We start from the raw sequence: 16,948 nt of genomic DNA, 5'->3' as shown, positions 1-16,948 counted from the left end.
ATGAAATCGACTATAAATAAAAATTTTAGTAAAGGCGCATTAGTTTTAATGCTGGTGCTAACACTGCAAAGTTGTTTTGTGGCGAAGGATTACACACGTCCGGAGTTAGAAGAAACAGAACATTTGTACAGAACCGATAACTTACCACAAGACAGTATATCGTTAGCCGATGTATCGTGGAAAGATATGTTTAAAGACCAATATTTAACGCAATATATTGAAGAAGGTCTTCAAAATAACCTAGATATTCGTGTGGCTATTCAGCAAATTGCTATCGCTAATGCGTATATGAAACAAGGTAAAGCAGGTTATTTACCGACGCTAACTGGTACAGCCCAAGCAACACACCAAGAACTGTCTGAAAACAGTCAGTTTGGTGGTTTTTTCTCGTCTGTAGATCAGTACGAATTATCAGGAAGTTTATCTTGGGAAGCCGATATTTGGGGTAAAATAAGAAGTAATAAACGCGCAGGTGAAGCCAGTTATTTACAAACTGTGGCAGCGCATAAAGCTGTAAAAACCGAATTAATTTCGGCAATAGCCTCAACCTATTATCAGTTATTAGCGTTAGATGAGCAATTAGAAATTACTGAAAGAACCATTGCAACCAGAGACAGTAGTGTTTACACTATTAAGGCATTAAAAGATGCTGGAAATGTAACGCAAGTTGCGGTAGACCAATACATAGCGCAGTTTAACAACGCCAAAGCGTTAAAAGTAGATTTACAAGCCGCTATTTTTAGAACCGAAAACACGTTGAATTTCTTATTAGGAAGACCTGCAGAACCAATTAAACGTAGCAAGTTAACCGAGCAACAGTTAGATGAAAACATTACACTTGGCGTGCCAGCAACCTTGTTAAGAAACAGACCAGATGTGATTGCTTCAGAGTATAATTTAATCAATGCGTTTGAGCTAACCAATGTGGCAAAAAGTAATTTTTATCCATCTTTAACCTTAACGGCAAGTAGCGGATTTCAAAGTTTAGAATTAGATAAATTATTTAATGCTAATTCATTATTTGCAACAGTTATTGGTGGTTTAACACAGCCAATTTTTAATCAGCGTAAAATAAAAACACAGCACGAAGTAGCTAAAGCACAACAAGAACAAGCATTGTTAAACTTTAAGAAAACCTTGTTAACAGCAGGAAACGAAGTGTCTAACGCACTTTACGTATACAATGCCGAAACTGAAAAATTTGAATATCGTAAAAATGAAGTTGAAGCGCTACGACAAGCCGAAGCAAACTCAGAGGAATTATTGCAAAATGGTTTAGCTAATTATCTTGATCTGTTAACCGCTAGAGAAAGTGCGCTTAATGCCGAGTTAAACGTTATTGATAACAAATTACAACAATTACTAAGCGTCGTTACTTTATACGAAGCACTTGGTGGTGGTTGGAAATAAAAAGCTATGATTACCAAAAGCGAATTGCTACAGTGTGCAATTGCCAAATTCACAAAATTTGGGAGTAAACACGTGACTTTAGATGAGTTAGCAACAACGCTTGGTATATCTAAAAAGACCATATATTCATTTTTTAAGAACAAAGAAGATCTTGTCGTTGCAAGCATTGAAACTTTATTAAATGAGTATAAAGAAGATATAAATAGAATCATTTCTGAGAATGAAAACGATCCTATTTTGAGTGTTATATTTATCTATAAAAGAGGGTTTGAATATTTAAAATATTTCAAGCCTTCTTTTCTTTTTGGATTAGAAAAATACTACCCAAAAGCCTTTAAGTTATTTAGTGAATTTACTGAGGATTTAGCAGAAAATACTGCAAGTGTCTTGCTTAAAAAAGCCCAATCACAAGGTGATTTAATTGAAAGTGTAGATGTAGATTTATTGGTGAAAATTTACTTTTTTAGAGTAGATAATTTATTGTTTAAAGACAATAATTTGTTTGAGATATATTCAGAAGATATGCTTTTAAGGCATATGGTAATTTATAATTTACAAGGTGTAGTAAATACAAGGTATCAAAATAGATTTTTTAATAATTAAAAAGCCTTAGTTAAAAACTAAGGCTTTTTTCACTTTTTAATCAATTACAATTAACACTATTGTAATAAGCTGTATACAAATTCTGGATAGCCACGTTCTCCGTTTTCGTTAGTTAGGGCTAAGAATTTTAATTTGTAAAGGTTACCATCTGTATCATTAACGATATAAAATACATTGTCTTTTAAAGACGGTAAAGTACCTGGTCCACCACCATTTCTCCAACTACTACCAATAGTTCTTCTATCATTTTCAACAAATAAAGAAGTTTCTACATCGGTTAAAGTAAAATTGTCATAAGATAATTCTGTGTCTACTTCTGTGTCTATCATATAAACAATAGCATTTTCTAAGGTATTATTTAAAACATAATCTGAATATCCATAAGAGCCATAACCAGGTATCTCGTTTGTAAAAACAGTAAAGTTTAAGTCCCATTCTTCTTTTTTAGGTTCTACATTTACAATACTATTGGTATTAAAACTAAAAAATGTAAAATTGTAATCAGCATCTTTAGATATGGTAATTTCTTGGTGTGTAGTATCGTCAAGATTTGCGTATTGTAGGATGTAGTTATTACTATCTTGTAAGATTCTTACTTTTTTCCATCCTCTAGACTCGCCAGAAATTTCAACGCTTCCTGTACTTGCTGTTGCTGTTCCTACTTCGTCACCTAAGTTTACTAAATACACATAATTATTTGAGTTTGTTGCAGAGATTTCAGCGAAAGCTGTATTTGATAAATCTCCATTAGGCGCATCTATATAAGCCATATTTGCATCATCAAAAGTACCAACAGCTACTTGAGGTTGTAAGTCTTGAACTTCTTGATTATTTGAGTTTACGGCATCAATATCTGTTGAAGATAATTGTCCTGCCGCCATAAATATAGAGCTGTTTATGATAACTTTAAAGTCTGATCCTGTATAAAACCCTAAATCCCAAGAATCTCGTTGTACACTAGTCATTGTGTTAGTGCTTAAGTCTATATATACTTGGTTTTGTTGGTTTGGACCACCAACTGTTGGTGCTACATCTGCACCTTCGATAATAACTTGTATTGGTTCTGATGGTAAGTTATTGTCATCATCACTGCTACAATTAGTTAGTGCTAATGAAACTAAACATAGTACTAATGTTAAAAATTTGTTTTTCATTTTGAGTTAGTATTAAAAATTTAAATTATATAATAGTTTGAAATAATATGATCTACCATAGCCTAGTAATAAACTAGAGTTATTTGTGCTGTGTATACCAGATGTTGAGGCTCCATTTATTGCTACAGTGGTAACATCAAAAATGTTTCTGGCACCAATTGTAAAGTCTACTTTTTTATTTAAAAATGACTTTTTTACAGAAGCATCCATCCAACTAAATGCATCTGTAGTGTATTTTTTAAATAATGAATTTCCTTGGTCGTCACTACCTTCGGCAATGTAATTTTCTTGTTTACCATTATGCTTTAGCAATATTGTAAATGCAGTATTCCATTTTTTTACTAAATATGATGCGCTTGTGTTTAATTGCAAGGCGTATAAGTAGTCGTTGTTAGCATTTTCTTCATTATTCATAATTCTTGAAATACCTTGATATGTAGCACCTAAATTAAGTGTCCAATTATCTTTTTTTATTGTGTTTTCTGAAGTAATTCCCCAAAGTCTGTATCCGTCTATATTTATATATTGATATTGTAGTGGCGTTGGATTTATGACAGCTAGTTCTATTTTATCTCTTAAATCGATATAACTTAATTTAATGTTATTTGATAGTGATATATCCTTAAACCAAGTTCGTTTTTTTAAGTTTAAAAATGACGAGAAACCACGTTCTGGAGATAGGTTTTGGTTGCCTCTAATATCATGATTAGAGTCTACTAAATAATAGTAAAGTTCTTCAAAATTAGGTGTACGATACGACGATCCTATACTTGCTCTAATTTCATATCCTTTATTAAGTAGATATCTAGCATTTAATGATGCTAATAATTGAGATTTGAACATGGAGTTATATTCGTATCTTAATCCTGGTCTTAGGGAAAACTTATCTATTAGTTTTATTTCTGCAGATCCAAATACAGCATAGTTTTTTTGTTTTAAGGTTTGGTCTTGTTGTGTTACATCGCCAGATGCTTGTGTATCAAATCCTTTTATAAAACGTGTTTCGTAACCTAATTGATAATTAATTTTGTCACTTTTTGACAGATTATTTATAGTTCCTTTAGAAAAGAAAACATCACTAGATTGATAAGTTTCGTCGGTTTCGTTAGTTTTTTCTTCTGTTAAGATATAATAGTTAAATTGGTTTAAATCTCTTTTCTGTGTTTGATAGGAAAATGTTGCGTTATAGACTGCACCAGTTTTTAAATGACCATTAATATTTAAATTATTTATTAGTCTATTAGTTTTAAAAATTCTGTCTGTAGCAGATGGATTACTTGTTTGCGATTGTACATCTATATTAGCTCTAACAGAAGCGTCGTAATAATTTAATGTTTCATTAAAATATTCGAATTTATAAAAAGCATTAAAATTATCTGAGTTGTAGTTTATAGCGGCTTTACCATTAAATTGTGTTTTAGGTAACCAGTCATAACCTCTTAAACCATCATTAAAATAGTGGTTTTTTCCTTTTTTGTTATTAAAAAAACCAGCAAAATCATTTCTATTGGCACTTATTTTTGCATTCCAAGTATCATTTATTCTATGTCCAATACTTAAGGCTTGAATGTGTCTACCTTTATCAAACCACTCATATTCGTCACTAACAGTTTCTTCTTGTATAAAGGTTTGAATTTGCCAATCATGATCTAGTTTTTTCTTAGTTATAATATTAATAACTCCAGCAACCGAGTTTGCTCCGTATTCTACACCCATAGCACCTTCTACAATCTCTATACGCTCTACGTCATCTAAGTTTATTTGTGTTAAATCAATGTTGTTACCTAATCCATTATCACTAACGATTTGAACATCATCAAGCATGATATTAAAGTATTGGGCATCTAATCCAAAAAATGAAATTGTAGATTTTCCTGTTTGAGCATTAGGGATAATGTTTAAGTTTAAATTAAAATTTAAGACATCAGCTAAGGTGTTAGCAGCTTGTTTATCAATTTTTTCACGGTCTATAACAATAACGTTATGTACCGATTTTTTGATAGACTGAGGATTGTATTGTCCAGTAACAACAACTTCTTCTAACTGTTCAATTTTTGTAGTATCACTAACTTTTTGTTGAGCAAAAAGAAGTGTAACCGAAAAAAAAGAAAAATAAAGCGTTAAAAGTTTTTTATTTAGAATCATTCTTGATTAAATTTGTCACAAATATAAACGTTATTTTAATTCAGTCTAAATAAGAACAATATTTTTTTAAAAAATTAAAATTCATCAAAAATGAAACATTATCTAGTTATTACTTTATTATTCTTTGTAGCATTTAGCGCTACTGCACAATCTAAAAAAGAACAAGATCAGGCAGCTATAAAAAAAATGTGTGGATGTTACGAAGTCACTTTTAACTTTGCAGAAACCTTTAATTACAGTCAAGATTCTTTATATAAGCCATCTAAAACTAAAATAGATAAAGGTTTAGAATGGGCACAATTGGTAGAAGACACAGATAATAAAATTTCAATCCAACATTTATTACAAGTAGGTAGTCCAGAGCAACCATATATAGTAAAACATTGGCGTCAAGATTGGTTGTTCAAAAATAAAGATTTTTACATGTTTGATGGTGATAATAAATGGAATTTTGAAACCAAAACAGAAGATGAGGTAGAAGGACAATGGACACAAAAAGTATATCAAGTAGATGATAGTCCACGTTACGAAGGTAGTGCGACTTGGGTACATGTAGACGGTAAAAGCTTTTGGGAAAGCACAACAACTGCACCATTACCAAGACGTGAGTATACAAAACGTAGCGATTATAATGTAACCTTAAGAGGTAATAGACACGAGATTACAGAATATGGTTGGTTACACGACCAGGATAATGCTAAAATTATTCGTCAAGAAGGCAAAGAAGATATTACTTTAGCCAAAGAGAAAGGTTATAATACTTATGTAAAAGTAGAAGATAGTCGTTGTCAAGGTGCTATAAACTGGTGGAAAGAGCATGACAAAAAATGGGCAACCGTTCGTGCAAAATGGAGCGAAGTTTATAACAGAAATAAGGATTTACATCTAGAAGATAAAGTAGATAATAAAGTATTATTTAAATATTTATTTGATGAAGAATTAACCAACAAAGAAGACATCGATAAAACGATAGAATCTTTTGTAAAAAAATAGAATATGAAACATTTACTTACAACACTTATACTACTCATAAATTTTAGTGTAATTGCGCAAAATAACAAGTTGTTAGATAGAAAATTTTGGTCTAATACAACTACTGTAGAAGCTGTTAAAACAGCTATAGAAGAAGGGAATGATCCCACACAACTAAATCCGAATAGTTTTGATCCAATGGTGTATGCCATATTACAAGATGCACCATTAGAAACATTACAATATTTACAATCTATAAAGGGTAATGATGTTAATAAACTAACTCACGATGGACGTACTTATATTTTTTGGGCAGCCTATAAGGGTAATGACAGTTTTATGCAATATTTATTAGATAATGGTGCAAAAACAGATATTTTAGATGATCACGGATTAACACCTTTAAACTTTGCGGCAAATGCAGGACAAACAAACACAAAGGTGTATGATTTATGTATTAAATATGGTGCAAATCTAAAAAAAGACGTTAATTATAGTGGCGCTAACGCTTTATTACTAGCAGCGCCAAGTGATAAAGATTTTAAGTTAATAGATTACTTTACCAGAAAAGGTTTAGATTTAAATTCTACAGATAATAATGGTAACGGAATTTATAATTATGTAGCCAAAACTGGTAATTTAGAATTGTTACAAAAACTTTCTACTAAAGGAGTAAAAGGTAACGATCAAGCGTTTCTATTTGCTAGCCAAGGAACAAGAAATGTATCAAATGGTTTAGAAGTGTTTACATTTTTAGAAGCACAAGGTTTAAATCCAAATACATCGTCTAATGAAGGCGTAACACCATTACACTACATTGCAGCTAGATCACAAAATATAGATGTATTAAATTATTTAATACGTAAAGGAAATAATGTAAATGCAAAAGATAAAGACGGAAGTACTCCTTTTTTAAATGCAGTTTCAAGAAATTCAATTAAAGTGATAGAAACTCTTATAACACAAGTAAAAGATATAAACGATCATAATATAAAAGGTCAAACAGCTTTAATGTTAGCCACACAAAGTAATACTCTAGAAGTGGTTAAATTATTAATAAGTAAAGAAGCTAAAGTAGATGTTGTAGATGCCAATGGTAACAACTTAAATTATTATTTAATTGAAGCTTTTAGCCCAAGACAGCCTAAAGATTTTGCAATTAAATTAGAGTTTTTAAAATCTAAAGGTTTAGATATTTCAAAAAAACAAAAAGATGGTAATACGTTATTACATCTTGCTGTAAATAAGCAAAATTTAGATTTGATTAAGCAAGTTGTAAATCTAAAAGTAGCAGATGTTAATGCTATAAATAATGATGGTAATACAGCTTTACATTTAGCGGCAATGTCTTCTAAAGACGAAAAAATCATAAAATACTTATTAAGTATTGGAGCAGATAAAACAATTAAAACCGAATTTGGAGAATCAGCTTATGATTTAGCTTCAGAAAACGAGTTATTAGAACAAAATAATGTTTCTTTAGAAATTTTAAAATAAATATTAAATAATGAAATTATTAAAAATAACAATATCAACTATACTGCTATCATTTGCATTATTGTCATTTACCAATATAAATACTAGTAAATACAAATGCATGATTCAATTGACCAATTATACCGGTGAAGGCGCTTATGTTGTAGTTTCTTTAATTAATCCAAATGGCGAATATGAAAAAACACTGTATGTACAAGGCGATGACGACGAGTGGTATTTTGATATTACCGAATGGTGGAAATTTCAAGGTAAGGTTAGAGCTAATATAGATGCGGTAACAGGAGCAACAGTATCTGGTGGACAACGTACAATAAGCATATTAGATATCGAAGATTCTAAATTAAATAAAGGTTATAAACTTAGATTTGAAACAGCTGTAGAAGATCAAGAATATTATACAAGCGATGTCGAGTTTGAGTTAACTACAGAAAATGTCAAAGCAAAACACGAAGGTAAAGGCTTTATTAGATACGTTAGATTAATGCCTAACTAGTATTTTGTATGACCATTTCTATCTGGAGATATAGTCATTTAGCATTAGCTATTACAGCGTCTGTTTTTATTTTATTAGCGTCTGTTACAGGTGTAATTTTAGCATTTCAGCCTATTTCAGAACAACTTCAACCTTATAAAGTAGAAGATTTAAAAACAATTAGTCTAGACCAAACAGTTAATACCTTTAAACAAACATATCCAGAAGTTTTACAAATAGAAGTAGATGCAAACCAGTTTGTATCTGCTTCTGTTGTTACTAAAGATGGTAAAAATCTAGAAGGCTATTTTAATCCTAAAACAGCTAATTATTTAGGTGAAAAAATCTCGCCATCAAAATTTTTTCAATTTACAACCAATTTACATCGGTCTTTATTTTTAAAAAGTACCGGTCGGTTTTTAGTCGCTTTAGGCTCTTTTTTATTGCTTTTAATTGCAATTACCGGTTTTATTTTAGTCGTTAAAAGACAAAGCGGAATTAAACACTTCTTTGCCAAAATTGTAAAAGAAAATCCGTCACAATATTGGCATATTGTACTTGGTCGTTGGTCACTTGTACCAATTATTATTATTACAATAACTGGTGTGTACTTATCGCTTATTAAGTTTGATGTAATTACCGATCAAGCGATTAAACACAATGTAGATTTTGAAGCGTTAGAGGCATCTTCAACAGAAAAATCAGATTCAATATTTGGTGCAATTACTTTAGATCAAGTTAACCATTTAGAGTTTCCTTTTTCTGAGTTTGTCGAGGATTACTACACATTAAAACTTAAAGATAAAGAGCTGCTAATACATCAATATTCTGGTGATATTTTAAGCGAACAAAAAACATCTTTAACGTCTTATTTTTCAACACTAAGTTTAAATCTACATACAGGAAAAGGCAGTATTATTTGGTCAGTAATTTTGTTAATTGCAACCATAAACATCTTGTATTTTATGTATTCTGGGTTTGATATGACCCTAAAACGAAAGAAAAATACTGTAATCCCAAAAAATAAATACACCAAGGATCAAGCAAAATTTATCATTCTTGTAGGATCAGAAACAGGAAGTACTTACAGATTTGCGTCGGCATTATTTAATAGTTTGATCAATGCAAAACACAGTGTTTTTATTTCTGATTTAAACAGTTATTCAACTTACAAAAATGCGGAACATTTAATTGTTTTTACAGCAACTTATGGCGATGGTGAAGCGCCAATTAATGCTAACAAATTTTTAGATACATTAAAAAATATACCACAAAACCAAAGTCTAAACTTTAGTGTTGTTGGATTTGGATCGTTACAGTATAAGGCTTATTGCCAGTTTGCAGAAGATGTAAATAATGCACTAAATAATAGTCAGAATTTCACTCAATTTTTACCGTTAAAAACAATTAACAATCAGTCTTTAGATACGTTTAAAAATTGGTGTATAGCGTTTAATTTGCAAGCGCAATTAGACATAGAATTACCTAAAGTAAAACAATTACAAACACCAAAAAATCTTCAAGATTTTAAAGTAGTTTCAAAATCTGAAATTAACCAGGATCATACTTTTGTGTTGACTTTACAAACCAAAAAAACACACAAAATACAATCTGGTGATTTGTTATCGGTGTTTCCTAAAGAAGATCAAATAGAACGATTATACTCTTTAGGAAAATTTGAAGATAAATTGGTTTTAAGTGTAAAAAAACATCAGTTTGGCGTTTGTTCAAATTATTTTAGTCAGTTAAAAGAAGGTGAAGTTATCAAAGCACGAATTAATAAAAATCCATCGTTTTACCTTCCTAAACACACAAAACATGCTGTTTTTATCGCAAACGGTACAGGAATTGGACCTTTTTTGGGAATGATTAACCAAAATCCAAATATTAAAAAGCACTTATTTTGGGGTACGCGCACGCAAGCTTCAGTTAATATTTATGATGCTTATTTAAATGAAGCAAAACACAAGCAGTTACTAACTACATGTAATATAGCTTATTCTAAAGAAGGGAATAAAACGTATGTTCAAGATGTTATAGCACAAAAAGACAACATTATAGCTTCTGTATTAGAGCAAAAAGGTGTTGTAATGATTTGTGGTTCGGTTGCAATGCAAACTAGTGTTTTAGATCAATTAGATATTATTTGCCAGAACAATTTTAGTAACAACGTAAGTTACTTTATAGATAACGGTCAAATAAAGATGGATTGTTACTAACATAAAATTTAAGATTATGTGTAATAATATAAAAACAATATCAAAAACATCTCAAGGAGAATTGTCATTGTGTAAAAACTGCAAGCATTTTCACTTAGAGTTTAATAATATATATTTTGAATTTACAGTAAACGAGTTTAAGCAATTTAAGCAGTATGTTTTAAATTTAGAACCAGAATTTTGGGAGTGTAAATATGCTGAAGCTAACATTTCTAAAAAGATACCTATACCTACCTTGCAAGACAATCTTATTCTGATGTTTAACCGACAAGAATTTTTACAATTAAAAGTATTAGTCAATAAGCCAATATTGAATATTTACAAAAAAAGTATAAGTGTAAATGATATTGATTACACATTAATTTTAAACTAATTTAAAATACTATTTTTGTGTACTTAAACTAAAAGATTAGTATGAAAAAAGATATTCATATTCCAAAAGTAGAAGGTGTCTACATTGCAATAGTTAACGAGTATAATGATGTGTACCAAACCCAAGACTGGAATGCATACATCATAAACGATAAAGAGGTAGGTTTAGATACTGTAATAATAGTTACAAGTGGTTATTCTGATAGTAAAACAACCTCTGTTTTTAGAAAAAAAATAGATAAGCTTCCTAAGAAAAGTTATGCCAAAATAGAGCTTATCCAAGAAGAACTTTTTGCGCTTAACAACCAATTTAAAGTCACGTTTTTTGAAGGTAATACAATGTATGATAAAACATATACTTTTAGAAAAAACACGATTAATAAAAATGCCTTACAACCTGTACCGTTAATGAAGGTACGTGGTGTAGTAGTAAAATAAGCCTTGAATTTTCAAGGCTTATTTTTTATAGTTTTATTGCTTAATACATTGGTTTATAGTGTTAGTCCATTTTTGACCAACTTCTATTTCGCCGTTAATAAGTCTATTAACGTCACTATTAAAAATATTAAAACCTACAATATCATTATTTACTATTTTAAAGTTTATAATAACGTCTGTTATTTGTTCGGTTGTTTTATTAATTCGTTTCTTTTTAATATCTAAAGCTGCACCTTCACAATTCTTTAAATCGACAATTTTGTGTGTAGAATAGTTAGATAATAAAGCTATTTTTTTATTTGTATCAATACCAAAAGATAGATGGTTAAAGATGTCTACTTTATTAATAGTTAGTCCATTATCTTGCGCAATGGTTTTAAATATTTGAGCTTTTTGTTGTGTTTTTTTCTTTTTAGAGATATACATTAAAAAGAAAGGAATACCGCAGCAAAGGGTAATAACAACACCTATAAGGGTATTTGCTGTATCCATTTATTTTAATTTTTTTAATAAGAAATATGAGTTAAGGTGTTTATACCTTAATAAGTCTAGTATTAAAACAAATGCTATAGATGGGTATGAAAAGGATAAGCTATATCAGTAGTTTTAAAGCTAACAGGAATAGCATTTAGGTAATGTAGTTTAAGATTACATTTTTTAGAGAAATAAGTTAAAAACTGTTTAAAGTTAAAATCTAAATCTTTATTTAGACTATTAGGGTAATCAACAAGGTTGACCTCTAAAAAAGTAATAATTATAGGGTCTGCTGTGTTAGCAACAGTGTTGTGCTTGATAGGAGAAGATACAGTTTCACTTTTAGTTGAAACTATAGTGGCTTGGTCACTAAAATTATAGTTAATTGTAGTGGCATTTAAGCTAACTGTTACACTTAATAAAAGTAATATTTGTAAAAACTTCTTCACGAAGCAAATGTAAATTACTAACGATAATTAATTAACAAATAAAACGTTAATTTTAATTTAATTTATCAGTAAGTTTTTTAAACACTTTTTTAGGATCTTTACCTTCATATAAAATATCATAAACTGCATTTATAATAGGTAATTTAGTTTTCTTTTTATTCTTGTCGTTTAATAAATGGGCACTTTTTGTAGCGTAGTATCCTTCTGCAACCATATTCATTTCCATTTGTGCAGATTTTACAGTGTAGCCTTTACCAATCATGTTTCCAAACATACGATTACGAGAAAACGTAGAATAACCAGTAACCAATAAATCGCCTAAATAAGCAGAGTTATTAATGTTACGTTTCATCTTATGCATTTTTTTGATAAAACGTTTCATTTCGCGTATAGCGTTACTCATCAACACACTTTGGAAGTTATCACCGTAACCTAAACCATGTGCTATACCAGCCGCAATAGCGTAAATATTTTTAAGCATTACTGCATATTCAGTCCCAATAACATCGTCGCTAGTTTTCGTTTTTATATAATCGCTAGATAAAGCATTGGCAATAATTTGAGCTTTTTTCTGGTCTGCGCAAGAAATTGTTAAGTAAGATAAACGCTCTAAAGCAACTTCTTCTGCGTGGCAAGGACCTGCAATAACGCCAATATTTTCGAAAGGAATGTTATAATTATCATGAAAATGCTCTCCAACCAATAAACCAGTTTCTGGTATAATTCCTTTTACTGCCGAGACTACAATTTTATCAGTAATATCTGCACTTAGTTTTTTTAATTCAGAATGAATAAATGCCGAGGGAATTACAAAAATTAAAACATCGGCATAGTTAGCAATTTCATTAATATCATTGCTAAGTTTTAATTGCTCTAAATGAAACTCGACAGAACTTAAATAATTAGGGTTATGTTGTTCTCTAAGAATATGTTCTTTGGTATAAACACTGCGCATGTACCAACCAACTTCTTCTAAGTTTTCACAAAGCATTTTTACGATAGCGGTTGCCCAGCTTCCTGATCCAAAAACAGCATATTTTAATGGTTGACTCATAATTTCGTTTAAATTCTAGGTCAAAAATACATAAAATTAAAGACTTCAATTCATATTGAAAATCAATCACTTTTAATTTTTGGCACGCCTTTTGAAAATCAATTTATATCAATCCTTAAAACGACACATTATGAAGACGATAAAATTACTTTCAGGCTTTGCTTTAATAGCATTATTATTTACATCGTGTTATACAGAAGTTATCGTAGATGATTATGCTTATGATAATTATCAAGAACCAATAACAGTTAATCAATTACTAAACTCTTACGAGTTGTGGTACATAGATATTAACGAAACTATTGGTTATGGTGAGACACCTTTTTTACAAATGGCATTTACAGTGTCTTTTAGAAACGGAAACTTATTTGCTAATAATAATTTAGTTGGTATTGGTAGTCAAGGTAACGGTTATGGTATACAAATAGGCTACTATAATGCTTACGATATGATTTTGGATATAGATCATGATATTGATGGTTATGATAGTTTTGATGTATACCAAATAGATCATAATACTATTGAATTGTATAACCCATTTAATGATACGTCATATTTTTTACATGGTTATCAACGTTCAAATTTTGATTACGATTATGTGTTTTATGATAATATACAATACTTTTTACAAGAATATGAAGCTTGGGAAAAAACATACACAAGTAACTTTGGTGCTTTAAACGAATTTGATAACGAAAACTTCCTTCAGTTTTTATCTGGCGGAAATGATAACAACTTTAGAAGCTCTCAAGATCCTGAAGGAACAAATCCAAACAGTATATATTGGGATTATTCTGGATTGTATGGTGTTAATGATGTTAACGGTAATATGTACCTAAAAACACTAACCTTAGATTATGATTATTTTGATAATGAGTTTTTTGAGTTAAGCATTGTAAACGATCAAAGAGTAGAATTATATCACCCAAGTTCTGGTACGGTTTATGAGTTTACAGGAAGAGGTTATATACAATATTTAAAAGTTGGACAAACAACAGACAGAAGTAAAACATCTGGAGAGAAAAAACGTAAACAGCACACCAGAAAAAAAGATAACCCTAGAGAAAATACTAGAGAAAAATAAACCCTAGTTAGTGAGTAATTTTTGAGAATTAGTTTAGTTAGTTTAAGACCGCTTGAAGTTAATTTTAAGCGGTTTTTTTAATAACAAAGATTAAATAAAAAGAATATTTAATAAGCGAATTAGAGGTTTTAATACTAAAAAAGCCAACCCTAAAAGGTTGGCTTTTTTTATGTGATAAACATTTAATCTTAACTTTCAAAAGTGATGTTTAGGCTAATATCTACACTGCTTAAAGCTTTACTTACTGGGCAACCTTTTTTAGCGCCTTCTGCAAGTTCTTTAAATTTAGCTTCGTCCATTCCATCTACTTTACCTGTTAAGTCTAATTGTATATGTGTAAAGGCAAAACCGCCATCTTGTTGCTCTACAGTAATAGTAGCATCTACGTCTAATTTGTTAGCTTCAAAACCGGCTTCTTGTATAGCAAAACTAAGCGCCATAGCAAAACAACCAGCATGTCCTGCTGCAATTAGCTCTTCTGGGTTTGTACCAGCTTTACCGTCTTCGTTTTCAAAACGCGCTTTAAAGTTATAAGGTGTATTGTCTAAAACACCACTTGGTCCATTTAAAAATCCTTTACCGTCTTTACCTGTACCTTGCCAAATGGCTGTCGCTTTTCTCTTCATAAAATAATTTAATTTTTGGTTTACTCTAAAATTAAAGCTTTTACTAAAGAAATAGGGTTAAGGAAATTGTAAATGTTTGTGGAGGACTTTTTTAATATTCGTGTATAAGTGTTAGCTGCAGTTATACATTATTGATTAATAGTTTTAGTTATAATTAAGTTTAATAATTTTTTCTCCAATTACTAATTCATTAATAATTTCATTTTTATCAAATGAAGGTCTAAATTGAGCGACAATTTTTCTTTTTTTATTAGCTTTTAATTTTTGTTGTAATTTGTTCGTTCTTGCGGTCAGTTTCATTGACATCACAACAAAATCAATTTTATGTAATTCTCCATTTTTATCACGTAGATAAATCTTATTAAAATCTATTTCTTGAGATTGGGAAGAATTATTTTTAAATTCAAAAACTATGGTAATAAACCTTCTACCTTTTTCAGCAACAATATTATTTGCATAATATCCATTTCCTCTATCAATTACTCTTTGTTTGTTTATTCCAAATATTCGAAATTCAAGACTTTCAGAATATTCATAGTATGTTTTTCTATCAATTTTTTGTGCTGTTGCATTAATTGAGAATAGTAATAAAATCAAAAGGAGCTTATTCATTTTTTTTTAAATTTTAAAAATTTATTTTCAGAATTATGTTCTGCTATTATGGGCAAAGTAAAGATAAAGCGAGTTTTTAACTTGCGTTATCGATTGTTAAACGAAGTTAGCAGAAAAATTTAATAAAGCCAAGCGATGCTTCATTCTACTTATAAAAATTCATTTCATCTAAATAAGCCCAAACGTTTTCTGGTAGTAAAGGTTTAACGTTTTTGCCTTCTTTTATTGCTTTTCTAACCATAGTAGAAGATAGTTCTATAATTGGTGCATCTACACGTGTTATTTTTGGGTGATTATTAAATTGTGTGTCTATTTTACCTTCACTAATACGTGGGTACACATAAATGGAGTGATACTCTAAAATAGTTTGGTAGTTTTTCCACTTATGGAAGCTTTTTAAATTATCCTCGCCCATGATTAAGGCAAAATCGTGTTTAGGATATTTTTCGGTTAAATGGACTAAAGTGTTAACGGTATAGTTAGGTTGCGGTAAGTTAAACTCGATATCACTTTCTTTTAACGTATCATAGTCTTTCGTGGCTAGATAGACCATTTCTAAGCGCTGGTAATTGTCTAAAAGTGTACTTTTCTTTTTAAATGGATTGTGTGGCGTTACTACAAACCAGATTTGGTCTAAATCGCTGTTTTCTACCAATTGGTTGGCTATAATTAAATGCCCAATATGTATTGGGTTAAAGGATCCAAAGTATAAACCTATTTTCATAGTTTAGTTAAAAAAGAGACAATTTATTACGCTCAGTTTTATAAATTATTTTTATGATTTTACAAAAGTACCAACTAAATTTTCTGCTTCTGCTAATGCTTTATCTAGGTTGTCGTTTTCTATGATAATATCAAAAAGTGGTGCTGTTGCAAGCTCTGCGCTGGCTTTAGCAATACGCATATTTATCTTGTCTTCACTTTCTGTTTTACGTTTTTTTAGTCGTATTTTAAGCTCGTCTATGCTTGGTGGTTTTACAAAAACAGCAAGTGTTTGCTCCGGGAATTTTCTTTTAATACGCAATCCGCCAGATACGTCTATATCAAAAATGACATTTTTGCCTAATGCCCAAAGTCGCTCGACTTCACTTTTTAAAGTTCCATAAAAATTATCGCGGTAAACTTCTTCCCATTCTAAAAAATCGTCGTCTTTTATATGTTGTTTAAAGTCTTTTAAAGATAAAAAGTAATAGTCTTTACCATGCTCTTCTGTACCACGTTTTTCTCTTGATGTAGCAGAAATTGAGAAGGCTAAATTTAAATTATCGTCTTTAAGTAAATGTCTTACAATGGTTGTTTTACCTGAGCCAGATGGTGCAGAAAAAACAATTAATTTACCTTGTTTTGTGTTGTCTTTGTCCAATAGA

The 16,948-nt window shown here is 30.2% G+C and carries 18 protein-coding genes; 9 read left to right on the top strand and 9 right to left on the bottom strand.

All coding sequences use genetic code 11. The annotated features are described in order from the left end of the window. Together H574_RS0105805 and H574_RS0105800 are read left to right on the top strand one after the other, a co-directional pair. Positions 1–1,410, top strand: a complete 1,410-nt coding sequence (locus tag H574_RS0105805; protein WP_027879663.1) for an efflux transporter outer membrane subunit — start codon at positions 1–3, stop codon at positions 1,408–1,410. 6 nt (positions 1,411–1,416) lie between these two features. Beyond that, positions 1,417–2,013 (top strand): TetR/AcrR family transcriptional regulator, encoded by a 597-nt coding sequence (locus tag H574_RS0105800; protein WP_027879662.1) that lies wholly within the window; start codon positions 1,417–1,419, stop codon positions 2,011–2,013. A gap of 56 nt (positions 2,014–2,069) precedes the next feature. Here H574_RS0105800 and H574_RS0105795 read toward each other — a convergent pair whose 3' ends face one another. Together H574_RS0105795 and H574_RS0105790 are read right to left on the bottom strand one after the other, a co-directional pair. Further along, a complete protein-coding gene (locus H574_RS0105795) occupies positions 2,070–3,167 on the bottom strand; it encodes an HmuY family protein (RefSeq protein WP_027879661.1) in 1,098 nt (365 codons plus the stop codon). Positions 3,168–3,179: 12 nt separating this feature from the next. Next, positions 3,180–5,312, bottom strand: coding sequence for a TonB-dependent receptor plug domain-containing protein (locus H574_RS0105790; RefSeq protein ID WP_027879660.1), 2,133 nt, complete (start codon positions 5,310–5,312; stop codon positions 3,180–3,182). 90 nt (positions 5,313–5,402) lie between these two features. Between H574_RS0105790 and H574_RS0105785 the strand changes: the two genes are divergently transcribed. The 6 genes from H574_RS0105785 to H574_RS0105760 are packed head-to-tail and all read left to right on the top strand — an operon-like array spanning position 5,403 to position 11,282. Then, on the top strand, positions 5,403–6,305 hold the full coding sequence (locus H574_RS0105785; RefSeq protein WP_027879659.1) for a DUF6607 family protein: 903 nt from the start codon (positions 5,403–5,405) through the stop codon (positions 6,303–6,305). Between the two features lie 3 nt (positions 6,306–6,308). Further along, positions 6,309–7,781 carry an ankyrin repeat domain-containing protein gene (locus H574_RS0105780; RefSeq protein WP_027879658.1) on the top strand — a complete coding sequence of 491 codons (1,473 nt, stop codon included), beginning with the start codon at positions 6,309–6,311 and terminating at the stop codon, positions 7,779–7,781. A gap of 10 nt (positions 7,782–7,791) precedes the next feature. After that, a complete protein-coding gene (locus H574_RS0105775) occupies positions 7,792–8,274 on the top strand; it encodes a DUF2271 domain-containing protein (protein ID WP_027879657.1) in 483 nt (160 codons plus the stop codon). An 8-nt stretch (positions 8,275–8,282) separates the two neighbouring features. Further along, positions 8,283–10,472 (top strand): PepSY domain-containing protein, encoded by a 2,190-nt coding sequence (locus tag H574_RS0105770; protein ID WP_027879656.1) that lies wholly within the window; start codon positions 8,283–8,285, stop codon positions 10,470–10,472. A gap of 16 nt (positions 10,473–10,488) precedes the next feature. After that, positions 10,489–10,845, top strand: a complete 357-nt coding sequence (locus H574_RS0105765) for a DUF6686 family protein (protein ID WP_027879655.1) — start codon at positions 10,489–10,491, stop codon at positions 10,843–10,845. A gap of 41 nt (positions 10,846–10,886) precedes the next feature. Beyond that, complete coding sequence (locus H574_RS0105760; protein WP_027879654.1) at positions 10,887–11,282, top strand: hypothetical protein; 396 nt, start codon at positions 10,887–10,889, stop codon at positions 11,280–11,282. A 33-nt stretch (positions 11,283–11,315) separates the two neighbouring features. Here the strand turns inward: H574_RS0105760 and H574_RS0105755 are convergent, their stop codons facing one another. The 3 genes from H574_RS0105755 to H574_RS0105745 form a co-directional block, all read right to left on the bottom strand. Next, positions 11,316–11,774, bottom strand: a complete 459-nt coding sequence (locus H574_RS0105755; RefSeq protein WP_155912591.1) for a hypothetical protein — start codon at positions 11,772–11,774, stop codon at positions 11,316–11,318. A gap of 74 nt (positions 11,775–11,848) precedes the next feature. Further along, positions 11,849–12,205, bottom strand: a complete 357-nt coding sequence (locus H574_RS0105750; RefSeq protein WP_027879652.1) for a hypothetical protein — start codon at positions 12,203–12,205, stop codon at positions 11,849–11,851. Positions 12,206–12,257: 52 nt separating this feature from the next. Continuing rightward, positions 12,258–13,259 carry an NAD(P)H-dependent glycerol-3-phosphate dehydrogenase gene (locus H574_RS0105745; RefSeq protein WP_027879651.1) on the bottom strand — a complete coding sequence of 334 codons (1,002 nt, stop codon included), beginning with the start codon at positions 13,257–13,259 and terminating at the stop codon, positions 12,258–12,260. Between the two features lie 130 nt (positions 13,260–13,389). Between H574_RS0105745 and H574_RS0105740 the strand changes: the two genes are divergently transcribed. Next, positions 13,390–14,343, top strand: coding sequence for a hypothetical protein (locus tag H574_RS0105740; protein WP_027879650.1), 954 nt, complete (start codon positions 13,390–13,392; stop codon positions 14,341–14,343). A gap of 188 nt (positions 14,344–14,531) precedes the next feature. Here the strand turns inward: H574_RS0105740 and H574_RS0105735 are convergent, their stop codons facing one another. The 4 genes from H574_RS0105735 to gmk all read right to left on the bottom strand — a co-directional run bounded on the left by H574_RS0105735 (position 14,532) and on the right by gmk (position 16,944). Next, positions 14,532–14,969, bottom strand: a complete 438-nt coding sequence (locus H574_RS0105735; protein WP_027879649.1) for an OsmC family protein — start codon at positions 14,967–14,969, stop codon at positions 14,532–14,534. 144 nt (positions 14,970–15,113) lie between these two features. After that, positions 15,114–15,581, bottom strand: coding sequence for a hypothetical protein (locus tag H574_RS0105730; protein WP_027879648.1), 468 nt, complete (start codon positions 15,579–15,581; stop codon positions 15,114–15,116). A gap of 145 nt (positions 15,582–15,726) precedes the next feature. Next, the gene (gene nadD / locus H574_RS0105725; RefSeq protein WP_027879647.1) at positions 15,727–16,305 is read right to left on the bottom strand and encodes a nicotinate (nicotinamide) nucleotide adenylyltransferase; all 579 of its coding nucleotides are present in this window, start codon (positions 16,303–16,305) and stop codon (positions 15,727–15,729) included. 51 nt (positions 16,306–16,356) lie between these two features. Next, a complete protein-coding gene (gene gmk / locus H574_RS0105720) occupies positions 16,357–16,944 on the bottom strand; it encodes a guanylate kinase (protein WP_027879646.1) in 588 nt (195 codons plus the stop codon). Positions 16,945–16,948 lie beyond the last annotated feature (4 nt).

The organism is Mesoflavibacter zeaxanthinifaciens DSM 18436, assembly GCF_000422365.1.
Taxonomy (GTDB): Bacteria; Bacteroidota; Bacteroidia; order Flavobacteriales; family Flavobacteriaceae; genus Mesoflavibacter; species Mesoflavibacter zeaxanthinifaciens.
This window is presented reverse-complemented; position numbering and strand designations above follow the sequence as displayed.

Bases quoted from the DNA above. Each gene is read 5' to 3' on its own strand.
- H574_RS0105805 (WP_027879663.1), top strand. From the start codon at position 1: ATGAAATCGACTATAAATAAAAATTTTAGTAAAGGCGCATTAGTTTTA.
- H574_RS0105800 (WP_027879662.1), top strand. From the start codon at position 1,417: ATGATTACCAAAAGCGAATTGCTACAGTGTGCAATTGCCAAATTCACA.
- H574_RS0105795 (WP_027879661.1), bottom strand. From the start codon at position 3,167: ATGAAAAACAAATTTTTAACATTAGTACTATGTTTAGTTTCATTAGCA.
- H574_RS0105790 (WP_027879660.1), bottom strand. From the start codon at position 5,312: ATGATTCTAAATAAAAAACTTTTAACGCTTTATTTTTCTTTTTTTTCG.
- H574_RS0105785 (WP_027879659.1), top strand. From the start codon at position 5,403: ATGAAACATTATCTAGTTATTACTTTATTATTCTTTGTAGCATTTAGC.
- H574_RS0105780 (WP_027879658.1), top strand. From the start codon at position 6,309: ATGAAACATTTACTTACAACACTTATACTACTCATAAATTTTAGTGTA.
- H574_RS0105775 (WP_027879657.1), top strand. From the start codon at position 7,792: ATGAAATTATTAAAAATAACAATATCAACTATACTGCTATCATTTGCA.
- H574_RS0105770 (WP_027879656.1), top strand. From the start codon at position 8,283: ATGACCATTTCTATCTGGAGATATAGTCATTTAGCATTAGCTATTACA.
- H574_RS0105765 (WP_027879655.1), top strand. From the start codon at position 10,489: ATGTGTAATAATATAAAAACAATATCAAAAACATCTCAAGGAGAATTG.
- H574_RS0105760 (WP_027879654.1), top strand. From the start codon at position 10,887: ATGAAAAAAGATATTCATATTCCAAAAGTAGAAGGTGTCTACATTGCA.
- H574_RS0105755 (WP_155912591.1), bottom strand. From the start codon at position 11,774: ATGGATACAGCAAATACCCTTATAGGTGTTGTTATTACCCTTTGCTGC.
- H574_RS0105745 (WP_027879651.1), bottom strand. From the start codon at position 13,259: ATGAGTCAACCATTAAAATATGCTGTTTTTGGATCAGGAAGCTGGGCA.
- H574_RS0105740 (WP_027879650.1), top strand. From the start codon at position 13,390: ATGAAGACGATAAAATTACTTTCAGGCTTTGCTTTAATAGCATTATTA.
- H574_RS0105735 (WP_027879649.1), bottom strand. From the start codon at position 14,969: ATGAAGAGAAAAGCGACAGCCATTTGGCAAGGTACAGGTAAAGACGGT.
- H574_RS0105730 (WP_027879648.1), bottom strand. From the start codon at position 15,581: ATGAATAAGCTCCTTTTGATTTTATTACTATTCTCAATTAATGCAACA.
- nadD (WP_027879647.1), bottom strand. From the start codon at position 16,305: ATGAAAATAGGTTTATACTTTGGATCCTTTAACCCAATACATATTGGG.